This window comes from Kitasatospora sp. NPDC051170 (assembly GCF_044455705.1).
Classification (GTDB): domain Bacteria; phylum Actinomycetota; class Actinomycetes; order Streptomycetales; family Streptomycetaceae; genus Kitasatospora.
Window position 1 is genome coordinate 87,101 of record NZ_JBITFA010000019.1, and the last position, 12,745, is coordinate 99,845.

Genomic DNA, 12,745 nt, shown 5'->3' on the forward strand with positions numbered 1-12,745 from the left:
GGGGCCGCCCCACCACCATCCGGGCTACTTCACCTGTTCGGCGCCCCCGACGACCGTCAGCGGCAGCAGCTTCTTACCGGTCGGACCGATCTGAATGCTCGTCTGCATCTGGGGGCACACCCCGCAGTCGAAGCAGGGGGTCCAGCGGCAGTCGTCGACCTCGACCTCTTCGAGGGCGTCCTGCCAGTCCTCCCAGAGCCAGTCCTTGTCGAGGCCGCTGTCCAGGTGGTCCCAGGGGAGGACCTCCTCGTAGGTGCGCTCGCGGGTGGTGTACCAGTCGACGTCGACGCCGGTGCCGGTGAGGCCCTTCTCGGCGCTCGCCATCCAGCGGTCGTAGGAGAAGTGCTCGCGCCAGCCGTCGAAGCGGCCGCCGTCGTCGTAGACGGCGCGGATGACGGCGCCGATGCGGCGGTCGCCGCGGGAGAGGAGGCCCTCGATGATGCCGGGCTTGCCGTCGTGGTAGCGGTAGCCGATGTTCTTGCCGTACTTGCGGTCGCCGCGGATGGAGTCGCGCAGCTTGGCGAGGCGGGCGTCGGTGGCCTCGGCGGAGAGCTGGGGGGCCCACTGGAACGGGGTGTGCGGCTTGGGCACGAACCCGCCGATGGAGACGGTGCAGCGGATGTCGTTCTGGCCGGTGACCTCGCGGCCCTTCTGGATGACGTTCTTCGCCATCTCGCCGATCTGGAGCACGTCCTCGTCGGTCTCGGTGGGCAGGCCGCACATGAAGTACAGCTTCACCTGGCGCCAGCCGTTGCCGTAGGCGGTGGCGACGGTGCGGATGAGGTCCTCCTCCGACACCATCTTGTTGATCACCTTGCGCATGCGCTCGCTGCCGCCCTCGGGGGCGAAGGTGAGGCCCGAGCGGCGCCCGTTGCGGGAGAGCTCGTTGGCGAGGTCGATGTTGAAGGCGTCGACGCGGGTGGAGGGCAGCGACAGGCCGATCTTGTCCTCGGCGTAGCGGTCGGCCAGGCCCTTGGCGACCTCGCCGATCTCGGTGTGGTCGGCGCTGGAGAGCGACAGCAGGCCGACCTCCTCGAAGCCGGTCGCCTTGAGCCCGCGCTCGACCATCTCGCCGATGCCGGTGATGCTTCGCTCCCGCACGGGGCGCGTGATCATGCCGGCCTGGCAGAAGCGGCAGCCGCGGGTGCAGCCGCGGAAGATCTCGACGGACATCCGCTCGTGGACGGTCTCGGCGAGCGGGACGAGCGGCTGCTTGGGGTAGGGCCATTCGTCGAGGTCCATGACGGTGTGCTTGGACACCCGCCACGGCACGCCGGGGGCGTTCGGCACGACACGGCCGATGCGGCCGTCCGGCAGGTACTCGACGTCGTAGAACCGCGGCACGTACACGCCGCCGGTACGGGCCAGGCGCAGCAGCACCTCGTCCCGGCCGCCCGGGCGGCCCTCGGCCTTCCAGGCGCGGACGATCTCGGTGATGTCGAGGACGGCCTGCTCGCCGTCGCCGATCACGGCGCAGTCGATGAAGTCGGCGATCGGCTCCGGGTTGAAGGCGGCGTGGCCGCCGGCCAGGACGATCGGGTCCTCGTCGGTGCGGTCCTTCGCCTCCAGCGGGATGCCCGCGAGGTCGAGCGCGGTCAGCATGTTGGTGTAGCCGAGCTCGGTGGAGAAGGAGAGGCCGAACACGTCGAACGCCTTCACCGGGCGGTGCGCGTCCACGGTGAACTGCGGCACGCCGTGCTCGCGCATCAGCGCCTCGAGGTCGGGCCAGACGCTGTAGGTGCGCTCGGCGAGGACGCCCTCGCGCTCGTTGAGCACCTCGTAGAGGATCATGACGCCCTGGTTGGGCAGGCCGACCTCGTAGGCGTCGGGGTACATCAACGCCCAGCGGACGTCGCAGGCGTCCCAGTCCTTGACGGTCGAGTTGAGCTCGCCGCCGACGTACTGGATCGGCTTCTGGACGTGCGGGAGGAGGGCCTCCAGGCGTGGGAAGACCGATTCGACAGTCATGTACTAGGAACCCTTACGACGTGATTCGGTGCCGCTGGTCGGCACGGGAGGGGTGACCCTCAAGGGTAGCCCAATCCCGTGGACGACCGGCCTGGCCCCCGAACGGCCCCGCGCACGGCCCCCGGGCGCCCCGAACGTGCCCGCGCTGCGCCCCGGGGCGCCCGCGCCGTCCTGGCAGGGCCCCGTCAGACAACTCTGCGCCCCTTCCGGACACCCGAGTTGAGTCGTACGCTCGCACCCGCACCGGGTAGCCCCGGCCCGGCCCGTCCCCTCCCTCACCGCCCGCCTCACCGCCCACCCCTCCCCGTTTCCCCGTCCCCCGCTCCCGGTACCCCCGTGCCAACCGCTCCCCCGGCGGCCCCGTGCCCGGCGCAAGGAGAACCATGACCGACACCGGTCGGCGGGTCCGTCCCCTGCGGACCCTCGACACCCGACCGGCCCGCTACCCCACGCAGGCCCAGGCCGAATCCGCCGCCCGGCGGCTCGCCCTGCGCCACCCGGACCGCTGCCGGCTGCGCGAAGTGGGCCACTCCCGGGCCGGACGCCCGCTGCTCCTGCTCTCCGTCGACCGCGGCCCCCGCGCCGCCCTGATCGTCGGCGGCCCCCACCCCAACGAACCCATCGGCACCGCCGGGGCCCTGCGCCTGGCCGAGATCCTCCTCGACCGCCCCGCCCGCCCCGGCCTGTCCTGGCACCTGCTGCTGTGCCTCGACCCGGACGGCGCCGCGCTCGGCTCCGGCTGGCTCGACGGCCCGCTCACCATGCGCCGCCACTACGAACACTTCTTCCGCCCCTCCTTCGAGGAGCAGCCGGAGCTGCTGCCCGCCCCCGGCTCCGGCCGTCCGCCGATGCCGGAGAGCCGGGCGCTGACCGACCTCATCGACGAACTGCGGCCCTTCCTCCAGTGCTCGCTGCACGGCGTCGACTTCGGCGGCGCCTTCGTGCAGCTCACCGGCCCCGTCCCCGGCCTGCCCGAACGCCTCGCCCGCTCCGCCGAGCGCGCCGGACTGCCCCTGGACCTCGACTGCTACGACGCCATCGGCTGGCCCAGCCCCGCCCCCGGCACGTACCTGATGCCCTCCCCCGGCAGCACCGCCGCCCCCCAGGCCCTGCCGGACGAGCCCGAGCTGTCCACCTGGTCCTACGCGGCCCGGTACGGGGCCGTCACGGCCGTCCTGGAGGTGCCGATGTGGGCCGTGGACGCGGTGGCCGACGCCCGGCCCCACCCCCGCCCCGCCGAGGCCGTGGACGCGGCCGCCCGCGCCCTCGAGACCCGGGCCGCGGAGCTCATCGCCCTGCTCCCCCACGTCCCGGCGCGCGCCCGCGACGAGCACGCGCCGCTGCTGCGCACGGCCGAGTTCAACCTGGCGGTCGGGCCCCCCATGGCCGAGGAGTGGCGGGAGCGGTGGAGCGCCGGGCCGCTGACCGTGGCGCGGGTCACCACCGCCGGGCTGGTCGCGGCCCGGCTGCCCCTGCGCGTCGCCTCCCTGCTGCTGCGCCTGCTCGCGGGCGCGCGCGGCGCCGCCGCGGAGGTGGCCAGGGACCGCGCCCGCGCGATCGTCACCGACAGCCTCGACCAGCTGCGCCACCGCTTCGGCGCCCGCTGGGTCCCCGTCCAGGAGCAGCTCGCCCACCAGACCCGGGCCGTCCTCACCACGGCGGACCTGCTGCTCTGACCACACCCCACCCGACACGAGAGCCCGAAACGACAGCGGGGCCGGCCCGGAGATCCCGGACCGGCCCCACAAGCCCCAACTCTCAGGCCGCTATGGGCCGTTGGCTGCGCACCGCCTGGAGCAGCCCGATCCCGACCCAGACCGAGAACATCGACGACCCGCCGTACGAGACGAACGGCAGCGGGATGCCCGCCACCGGCATGATGCCCAGGCACATCCCGATGTTCTCGAACGCCTGGAACGAGAACCAGGCGATGATCCCCGCCGCCACGATCGTCCCGTACAGGTCCGTCGCCTGACGGGCGATCCGGCAGGCGCGCCACAGGATCACGCCGACCAGCGCGATGATCGCCAGGGCGCCGACGAAGCCCAGCTCCTCACCGGCGACGGTGAAGACGAAGTCGGTCTGCTGCTCCGGCACGAACTGGCCTATGGTCTGCGTGCCGTGGAACAGCCCCTTGCCCGTCAGCCCGCCCGAGCCGATGGCGATGCGGGCCTGCGCGGTGTTGTAGCCGACGCCGTTCGGGTCCAGCTGCGGGTTGGCGAAGGCCGCGAAGCGGTCGATCTGGTACTGGCTCAGCAGGCCGAGCTTCCAGACGGCGATGCTGCCGGCGACGCCGACCGCCAGCAGTCCGAGCACCCAGCGGTTGGCCGCGCCGGAGCCGAGCAGGATGCCCAGCACGATCGCGGACATCACCATGGTCGATCCGGCGTCCGGCATCAGCAGGACCAGGCCCATCGGCAGGCAGGCCCAGATCAGGCCCCGGAACACCGCCCGGTGCGAGGGGAACTCCCGCTCCCCCGCGTCCACCTGGTCCGAGAGCACGACCGCCATCGCCAGCAGGATCGCCACCTTGGCGAACTCGGCCGGCTGGATCGAGAACCCGCCGCCCAGCTGGATCCACGAGTGCGCGCCGTTGACGGTGGAGCCCACCGGGCTGAGCGTGGCCATCAGCAGCAGGATCACGCCGACGTAGACGAAGGGCACCAGGGTGCGCGTCCGCCGGCTCCCTATGGCTATCACCACGGCGCACAGGACCAGGCCGATGACGAAGTTGGTGAGGTGCCGGTACAGGAAGTACTGCGGGTCGCCGTGGGTGAGGTTGTCCCGGCCCCGGGTGGCCGACCAGACCAGTATCGAGCCGACCAGCGAGAGCGCGAGCCCGGCGAGCAGCAGTATCCAGTCCAGCCGCCACAGCGGGGAGTCCTTGGCCAGGGCCTTGGAGACCCCGGTGCGCTGCGGGGCCAGCCGCAGCTGCCGGTAGGAGCCGTAGGAGGTCATGCCCGCCCCCTTCCGGGGCCTCGGGTCGGTTCCAGCGCGCTGTCCGCGGCGAGGGTGCCGTACGGCAGCGCGGGCGCGGCCGGAGCGGCGTCGGCCAGGTAGGCGGCCGGCTTGATGATCGCGGTGCCGTCCGGGTTGAACTTGGGCAGCTGCGCCTGCGGGGTGGGCAGCAGCGCCTTCGACGGGTCGATGGTGCCCTTGTCGTCGACCACGCCGTACAGCGCCTGGTAGATCCGGCGCACGGCGTCGCCGGAGCCGCCGGAGCCGGTGCCGCCCTGGCTGATCGTCATGACGACGGCGTAGTCCTTGCTGTACGTGGTCAGCCAGGAGGTGGTCTGCTTGCCCTCGACCTCGGCGGTGCCGGTCTTGGCGTGCAGCTCGATCTTGTTCTGCGGCCAGCCCGCCCCGCCGAACTTCCAGGCGGCGGTGCCGCTGGTGATGACGCCCGCGGTGGCCTGGTTGATGTAGCTGAGCAGCTTGTCGTCGCCGGGGAACCTGGCGTCCTCGTGCGGGGCGATCTCGCGGACGAGATCCCCGCCCGGGCTTATGACGGCCTTGGCGATGGTGGGCCGGTAGAAGGTGCCGCCGTTGGCGAGCGCCGAGTAGATCCGGGCCATCTGCACGGGGGTGACGAGGGTGTCGCCCTGGCCGATCGCGAAGTTGACGGCGTCACCGGCGCGCATCTGGTAGCCGTCGACGCAGTTCTCCCGGGCGATCTGGTCCGAGAAGCTGTTGCCGCCCTTCTGCGCCTGCGCGCACCAGGCGTCCTTGTTGTTGTCGTAGAAGGACTGCTTCCACTGCCGGTCCGGCACCCGGCCGGGCACCTCGGCCGGCAGGTCGATGCCGGTCTTGGCGCCGAGGCCGAACTGGTGGGCGGTCTTGAAGAACCAGTCGCCCGGGTCCTTCTTGGGCTTGATGCCGCCGTCCTTCATCCACTGGTCGTAGGCCAGTCCGTAGAAGACGGTGTCGCAGGAGACCTCGAGCGCCTTCTCCAGGGAGATCGCGCCGAAGTTCTCGCTCTCGAAGTTCTTGAACTCGCGGCCGCCGATGGTCAGGCTCTTCGGGCAGTCGTAGTGGCCGTCCAGCGAGTAGCCGGCCTGCACGGCGGCGGTGGTGGAGATGACCTTGAAGGTCGAGCCGGGGGCGGACTGACCCTGTATGGCGCGGTTCAGCAGCGGGAAGTTGGAGTCCTTGCTGGTCAGCGACTGGTAGTCCTTGCCGCTGATGCCGCCCACCCACAGGTTGGGGTCGTAGGTCGGGGCGCTGGCCATGGCGACGATCCGCCCGGTGTGCACGTCCATCACGACGGCGGCGCCGGAGTCGGCCTCGTAGTTGCGGTTGGTGACCTTGTCGAAGGTGTTGCGGGCGTCGTTCATGGCCTGGAGGAGGTTGTCCTCGACGACCTTCTGCACCCGGGCGTCGATGCTGGTCACCAGGTTGTCGCCGGTCTGCGGGGCGACGGTCCCGGCGGTGCCGATGACCCGGCCGAGGTTGTCCACCTCCAGCTGGGTGATGCCGGCGGTGCCGCGCAGGTCGCGGTCGTACACCGACTCCAGCCCGGCGCGGCCGATCTGGTCGGCCGGCAGGTAGCGGTCGAGGCCCTTCTTGTCGGCGGTCTTGCCGACCTCCTCGTCGGTGACCGGCGAGAGGTAGCCGAGCACCTGGGCGAGGTTGGCGCCCTCGGCGCCGGTGTAGCGGCGCACGGCGGTGGGCTGCGCGGTGACCCCGGGGAAGTCCTCGCGGCGCTCCATTATCTGCATCGCCTGCTGGGTGGTGGCTTCCTTGGTCACCGGGATCGGCTGGTAGGGAGAACCGTTCCAGCAGGGCTGCTGCGTCTTGGCGTCGCAGAGCCGGACCTTCTCCTGCACGTCCTTGGCCGGGATCCCCAGCACGCCCGCCAGCCGGCCGAGCACCGCCTTGCCGCCGTCCTTCTGCTGCAGCAGGGAGGTACGGCTGACGGAGACCACGAGCCGGGTCTCGTTGCCTGCCAGGACCCGCCCGGAGGCGTCCAGGATCTCGCCGCGCACGGCCGGCTCGACCACCTCGCGGATGTGGTTGCCGGTCGCCTTGGCGGTGTACTCCTTGGCGTTGCGGATCTGCAGGTACCACAGCCGCCCGCCCAGGGTGGCGAGCAGCGACAGCACCAGGATCTGCAGCACCACCAGACGGATCGTCACCCGCCGGGTACGGCCGGTCTCGGGGATGTTGCTCACGTCTCGTGCGCTCCAGGATGCGGGGAGGTCGAAGGTTCCAGGGGCCCCGAGGGGCTACGGGCGGCGGGCGAAGCCGGGCATGCGCCGCTTCTTGTAGGACGGGCCGGAGGACGCCTCGCGGGTGGTGCGGTAGCGGGCCAGCGTGCCCAGGCCCGGGCCGCCCTCGTCGTTGCCGTCGGCGGCGGCCACCGGGTCGCGCCCGAAGCGGCGGCCGAGCAGCATCACCACGGGCACCACGAAGGGCGCCAGCAGCAGGTCGTACAGCAGGGCGCTGATCACCAGGCCGCCCAGGCCCACGTGCCGGGCGGCGGTGTCGCCGACGAGGGCGCCGACCATCGCGTACAGCAGGGTGGAGGCGATCGCGGCGGCGCCGACGACCATCAGGGAGCTGAGGACGGAACGCTGGCGGCCGTGGTCGGGGCGCAGCAGTCCGGCGGCGTAGCCCATCAGGCAGAGCACCAGGGCGTAGCGGCCGATCGCGTGGTCCGAGGGCGGGGCGAGGTCGGCGACCAGGCCGGCGAAGAAGCCGACCAGGCAGCCGCCGGTGGGCCCGTACACCAGCGCGAGGCCGATGACGACGAGCAGCAGTATGTCCGGGGTCGCGCCCGGGAGTTGGAGCCGGCCGAAGACGCTGACCTGGAGGATCAGGCCGATCAGGATCAGGGCGGCGGAGACGGGGATGCGGGCGAGGCGCATGGCTCAGTTCCCCCCAGTGGGCTTGGCGGGCGGGGCGGCGGGCGCGGTCGGTGCGGGGGCGGGGGCCTGCGCGGGGGCCTGGGGCTGTCCGGGCGCGGGGGCGGGCGGCAGCACGGCGTCGCGCGGGTCGGCGCGCGGCGGCACGACGACCACGCCGACCAGGTCCAGCCGGGTGAACTGGACGAACGGCTCGACGAGCACGGTCTTGGTCAGCTGTCCGGCGTTGGCCTGGACCTCGGTGACCTTGCCGACCGGCACGCCGGGGACGAACGGGCGCCCGCTCTGCGAGCCGAAGGTCACCAGCCGGTCCCCGGCCTTGACCTGGGCCTTGCCGTTGAGCAGGGAGACCTTCATCGGGCTGTCGCCGCCGCCGGAGGCGAAGCCGATCTCGCCGCTGCCCTCCAGCCGGGTGCCGGCCGAGAAGCCGGGGTCGGAGGCGAGCAGCACGGTGGCGGTGGTCGGGGCGACGGTGGTGATCCGGCCGACCAGGCCCTGCCCGTTGATGACGGTCATGTCGCGGGTGAGTCCGTCGTCGCTGCCCGCGTCGATGGTGATGGTCCAGGAGAAGCCCTGGGCCGGGCCGATCGCGATGACCTGGGCGGCCTTGACGGTGTAGCCGCCGGCGCCGGCGGTGCGCAGCAGGTCGTCGAGCTGCTTGCCGCGCCCGCTCGCCATGTCGGAGGAGGCGAGTTTCTGCCGCAGTTCGGTGTTCTCGCGGGCGAGCTGGTCGGCGCGGCCGCTGTCGGTGGCGGCGTCGCGGAAGGCGCGGACGGTGTCGGCGACGGGGTCGACGATGGTGGCCGCGCCGCGCTCGACCGGGCCGAGCGCGCTCGCGGCGGCGCGGCGGGCGCCGCCGAGCGGGGAGTCCTCACCGCCCTTGATGTCCACGGTGATCAGCGCGAAGGCGACGGCCACCAGCAGGATGAGCAGCAGCCGACTCTCTCGTGTGTCCCTCACGGTGCTGGTACTGCCCCTTCGTACCCGGCGGCCGCGCGGGGCTGTGGGGCCCGGGCGGCCGCCCGTTCGGTCGAGTGTCGGATTCTTGCGGTGGGTGCCGGACGGGTCGGCGTACGGTTAACGGCGCGGCGAGGCGTCGAGTACCTGCTGGAGGGCCTCGAACTCCTCGACGCACTTGCCGGAGCCGAGCGCGACGGAGTCGAGCGGGTTCTCGGCGATGTGGATCGGCATGCCGGTCTCGCGGCGCAGCCGCTCGTCCAGGCCGCGCAGCAGGGCGCCGCCGCCGGTGAGCACGATGCCCCGGTCCATGACGTCGCCGGCGAGCTCGGGCGGGCACTGGTCGAGGGTGGTCTTGACGGCGTCGATGATCGAGTTGACCGGCTCGTCGATGGCCTCGCGGACCTCGGCGGCGGAGATGACGACGGTCTTGGGCAGGCCGCTGACGAGGTCGCGACCGCGGATCTCGGCGTGCTCGTCCTTCTCGCCCTCGAGGCCGAAGGCGCTGCCGATGCTCATCTTGATCTGCTCGGCGCTGCGCTCGCCCAGGAGGAGGGAGTACTCCTTCTTGATGTGCTGGACGATCGCGTTGTCCAGCTCGTCGCCGGCGACCCGGATGGACTGGGCGGTGACGATGCCGCCGAGGGAGATGACGGCGACCTCGGTGGTGCCGCCGCCGATGTCGACGACCATGTTGCCGGTGGCCTCGTGGACGGGCAGGCCCGCGCCGATCGCGGCGGCCATCGGCTCCTCGATGATGTGGACCTGGCGGGCGCCGGCCTGCGAGGAGGCCTCGATGACGGCGCGGCGCTCGACCCCGGTGATGCCGGAGGGCACGCAGACCACGACGCGCGGGCGGGCGAGGTAGCGGCGGCGGTGGATCTTGAGGATGAAGTAGCGCAGCATCCGCTCGGTGATCTCGAAGTCGGCGATCACGCCGTCCTTGAGCGGGCGGATGGCGACGATGTTGCCCGGCGTGCGGCCGATCATCTTCTTGGCCTCGGCGCCGACCGCGAGGATGCCGCCGGTGTTGGTGTTGACCGCGACCACGGACGGCTCGTTGAGGACGATGCCCTTGCCCCTGACGTACACCAGCGTGTTGGCAGTTCCGAGGTCGATCGCCAGGTCTCGTCCGATGAACGACAGGTTGCTCGCCATGGGGTGTGGGTGCCTTCCCGGGCTCGGGGTTCATGGAGGGGGGACGAAAGCGCGCGCCCGCGCTTGGGCGGAGACCAGCTGAGCTGCCTTACCGGGCCCTCGAGTCGCGTCCATCGTAGTCACGCCGCGCGGTGGGGACGTCGACGTGGGGCATACCGTCCATTGTCCGGAGCGTGATGGCTTCTCCGAGGATTGGGACGCCGTGTCGGAGGCGATGGTTGCCTATTTCCCGATAAGAATGCCCCGGCCGGGCCAATGGTCCCGACCGGGGCATGACGTACGGCCCTGTTGTCCTGAGAGGTCAGGCGTGCGCCGGGAAGAAGATCTTGATCTCGCGCTCGGCGGACTCCGGGGAGTCGGAGGCGTGGATCAGGTTCTCGCGGGTGATCGTCGCGAAGTCGCCGCGGATGGTGCCGGCGCCGGCCTCCAGCGGGTTGGTGGCCCCGGCGAGCATGCGGATGCCCTTCACGACCTCCTCGCCCTCGACGATCAGCGCGAGCGAGGGGCCGGAGGTCATGAACTCCAGCAGCGGCTCGTAGAACGGGCGGCCGACGTGCTCGGCGTAGTGCTGCTCCAGCGTCGCCCGGTCGAAGGTGCGCAGCTCGACGGCGGCGAAGCGCCAGCCGGCCTTGCGCTCGATGCGGCTGATGATCTCGCCGGCCAGGCCACGGCGGACGGCGTCGGGCTTGAGCAGGACGAGAGTGCGCTGGGACACGGTGCGTCTCCTCGGGAGGGGATGAGCGGGGGGTACGGGGCGAAGGTTACCTTGCGTACACGGCGTGTCGGCTTGCCGCCCCGGTGAGGTGGTTGAGGCCCTCTCTTTCGGATCTTGCCGGGCGACAACATCCGAAAGAGAGGGCCTAGGCCGCCGCGGCCTGGGCTTCGGCGGCGGCGCGGGCGGCCTTGAAGGTGTCGACCTTGCGGCCGTAGTGCACCGAGCACCACCACAGGCCCGCGAAGACCACGCCGAGGCCGAACATGGTCGGCAGGACGAAACCGGTGGCGATCAGGCCGATCTGCAGCGCCCAGCCGATCTGCACCGCGCCGGGGCGGTTGATCATGCCGCACAGCGCCAGGCACAGGGCCATGGCGATGCCGCTGACGATCCAGACCGTCGCCGTGGAGACGCTGGAGAGCCGCATCGCGACGCAGGCCGCGAAGAGCAGCAGGAACGCCTCGCCGATCAGGGTCGAGGAGCAGAGCGTCCTCATGTCACTTCCTCCCGAGCAGCAGGCGGGCCTCGCCCACCGTGATGACCGAACCGGTGACCAGCACCCCGGCGCCGCCGAGGTCGCCCTCCTCCTCGGCGAGGGTGACGGCGGCGGCGATGGCGTCGTCGAGGCGGGGCTCGACCTGCACGCGGTCCGGGCCGAAGATCTCGACGGCCAGGGCGGCGAGCGCGTCCACGTCCATCGCGCGGTGGGTGGAGTTCTGGGTGATGACGACCTCGGCCAGGATCGGCTCGAAGGCCTCCAGCACGCCGGCCACGTCCTTGTCCCCGGAGGTGCCGATCACGCCGACGAGCCGGGTGAAGCCGAAAGACTCGGTGAGCGCGGCCACGGTGGCCTGGGCGCCGTGCGGGTTGTGCGCGGCGTCCAGGAGGATGGTCGGGCTGCGGCGCACGACCTCCAGGCGGCCCGGGGAGGAGACCCCGGCGAAGCCCTGGCGGACCTTGTCCACGTCGAGCTGTCCGCCGCGGGCGCCGCCGACGCCGAAGAAGGCCTCGACGGCCGCCAGGGCGAGCGCCGCGTTCTGCGCCTGGTACTCGCCGTGCAGCGGGATGAAGACGTCCTCGTACTCCTCGCCGCCGAGCCCGCGCAGGGTGACCAGCTGGCCGCCGACGGCCAGTTCGCGGCGGATGACGCCGAACTCCATGCCCTCGCGGGCGACGGTGGCGTCCACCTCGACGGCGCGGCGCAGGATGACCTGGGCGGCGTCCAGCTGCTGCTGGGCGACGACGGCGACGGCGCCGGACTTGACGATCCCGGACTTCTCGACGGCGATCTCGCCGGTGGTCTCGCCGAGCTTGTCGGTGTGGTCGAGCCCTATGGGGGTGATCACGGCGACGGAGGCGTCGATGACGTTGGTGGCGTCCCAGGAGCCGCCCATGCCGACCTCGACCACGCCGACGTCCACCGGGGCGTCGGCGAAGGCGGCGTAGGCCATGCCGGTCAGCACCTCGAAGAAGGACATCGCCACCGGCTGGGCGGCGTCGACCATCTGCACGTAGGGCTCGATGTCGCGGTAGACCTCGACGAAGCGCTCGGGGGTGATCGGGGCGCCGTCCAGGCTGATCCGCTCGGTGACGGACTCCACGTGCGGGCTGGTGTAGCGCCCGGTGCGCAGCTCGAAGGTGTTGAGCAGCTGCTCGATCATCCGGGCGGTGGAGGTCTTGCCGTTGGTCCCGGTGACGTGGATGGAGGGGAAGGACCGCTGGGGCTGGCCCAGGATGTCCATCAGCGCCTCGATCCGGTCGAGCGAGGGCTCCAGTTTGTTCTCCGGCCAGCGCTTGGAGAGTTCCACCTCCACGTCGCGCAGCGCGTCCGTGGGGGAACCGTCCGCGGGACGGAGGGTGTAGGGGTTCGGGTCGGCCTTGTCGCTCACGACCACAGTCTACGGAGCGGCGGCGGTCCGTCCTGACGGGGTACGGCCGGGTCGGGGCCGGGGTGACAACGGCCACTTTGCCCGGTCTTCACCTTAACCTTGCGGTTTGCTCCCTTTACTATTGATATAGCGAGTTTGAACGGCAATGGAGCATCGATTCGCAACTCTAGGGAGACATCAGCCTTTGATCTTGA

Annotated in this window: 10 protein-coding genes; 1 reads left to right on the top strand and 9 read right to left on the bottom strand. The window is 71.6% G+C overall.

The window, feature by feature from the left end; genetic code table 11:
• Positions 1–24: 24 nt before the first annotated feature.
• Positions 25–1,968, bottom strand: a complete 1,944-nt coding sequence (locus ACIBCA_RS32175; RefSeq protein WP_396286595.1) for a TIGR03960 family B12-binding radical SAM protein — start codon at positions 1,966–1,968, stop codon at positions 25–27.
• Positions 1,969–2,351: 383 nt separating this feature from the next.
• On the opposite strand from ACIBCA_RS32175, the gene ACIBCA_RS32180 reads away from it, so the two are divergent.
• Entirely contained in the window at positions 2,352–3,644 is a 1,293-nt protein-coding gene (locus ACIBCA_RS32180; protein ID WP_396286597.1) for a M14 family zinc carboxypeptidase, read from the top strand.
• Positions 3,645–3,726: 82 nt separating this feature from the next.
• Here the strand turns inward: ACIBCA_RS32180 and rodA are convergent, their stop codons facing one another.
• The 8 genes from rodA to ACIBCA_RS32220 all read right to left on the bottom strand — a co-directional run bounded on the left by rodA (position 3,727) and on the right by ACIBCA_RS32220 (position 12,551).
• Positions 3,727–4,926 (bottom strand): rod shape-determining protein RodA, encoded by a 1,200-nt coding sequence (rodA, locus tag ACIBCA_RS32185; protein WP_396286598.1) that lies wholly within the window; start codon positions 4,924–4,926, stop codon positions 3,727–3,729.
• Positions 4,923–7,139, bottom strand: coding sequence for a penicillin-binding protein 2 (gene mrdA, locus ACIBCA_RS32190; protein WP_396286599.1), 2,217 nt, complete (start codon positions 7,137–7,139; stop codon positions 4,923–4,925). The genes rodA and mrdA overlap by 4 nt, the downstream gene beginning before the upstream one ends.
• A 54-nt stretch (positions 7,140–7,193) precedes the next feature.
• The gene (mreD, locus tag ACIBCA_RS32195; protein ID WP_396286600.1) at positions 7,194–7,835 is read right to left on the bottom strand and encodes a rod shape-determining protein MreD; all 642 of its coding nucleotides are present in this window, start codon (positions 7,833–7,835) and stop codon (positions 7,194–7,196) included.
• A 3-nt stretch (positions 7,836–7,838) separates the two neighbouring features.
• Positions 7,839–8,792, bottom strand: a complete 954-nt coding sequence (mreC, locus tag ACIBCA_RS32200) for a rod shape-determining protein MreC (protein ID WP_396286601.1) — start codon at positions 8,790–8,792, stop codon at positions 7,839–7,841.
• A gap of 117 nt (positions 8,793–8,909) precedes the next feature.
• A complete protein-coding gene (locus ACIBCA_RS32205) occupies positions 8,910–9,935 on the bottom strand; it encodes a rod shape-determining protein (RefSeq protein ID WP_031076009.1) in 1,026 nt (341 codons plus the stop codon).
• A 313-nt stretch (positions 9,936–10,248) separates the two neighbouring features.
• Positions 10,249–10,662 carry a nucleoside-diphosphate kinase gene (gene ndk / locus ACIBCA_RS32210; RefSeq protein WP_396286602.1) on the bottom strand — a complete coding sequence of 138 codons (414 nt, stop codon included), beginning with the start codon at positions 10,660–10,662 and terminating at the stop codon, positions 10,249–10,251.
• A 145-nt stretch (positions 10,663–10,807) separates the two neighbouring features.
• Positions 10,808–11,158, bottom strand: a complete 351-nt coding sequence (locus tag ACIBCA_RS32215) for a DUF4233 domain-containing protein (RefSeq protein ID WP_396286603.1) — start codon at positions 11,156–11,158, stop codon at positions 10,808–10,810.
• Between the two features lies 1 nt (position 11,159).
• Positions 11,160–12,551 carry a bifunctional folylpolyglutamate synthase/dihydrofolate synthase gene (locus ACIBCA_RS32220; RefSeq protein ID WP_396286604.1) on the bottom strand — a complete coding sequence of 464 codons (1,392 nt, stop codon included), beginning with the start codon at positions 12,549–12,551 and terminating at the stop codon, positions 11,160–11,162.
• Positions 12,552–12,745: the final 194 nt, after the last annotated feature.

What these genes read in the sequence shown, in the direction of transcription:
- ACIBCA_RS32175 (WP_396286595.1), bottom strand. Translation starts at nt 1,968, where the DNA reads ATGACTGTCGAATCGGTCTTCCCACGCCTGGAGGCCCTCCTCCCGCAC.
- ACIBCA_RS32180 (WP_396286597.1), top strand. Translation starts at nt 2,352, where the DNA reads ATGACCGACACCGGTCGGCGGGTCCGTCCCCTGCGGACCCTCGACACC.
- rodA (WP_396286598.1), bottom strand. Translation starts at nt 4,926, where the DNA reads ATGACCTCCTACGGCTCCTACCGGCAGCTGCGGCTGGCCCCGCAGCGC.
- mreD (WP_396286600.1), bottom strand. Translation starts at nt 7,835, where the DNA reads ATGCGCCTCGCCCGCATCCCCGTCTCCGCCGCCCTGATCCTGATCGGC.
- ACIBCA_RS32215 (WP_396286603.1), bottom strand. Translation starts at nt 11,158, where the DNA reads ATGAGGACGCTCTGCTCCTCGACCCTGATCGGCGAGGCGTTCCTGCTG.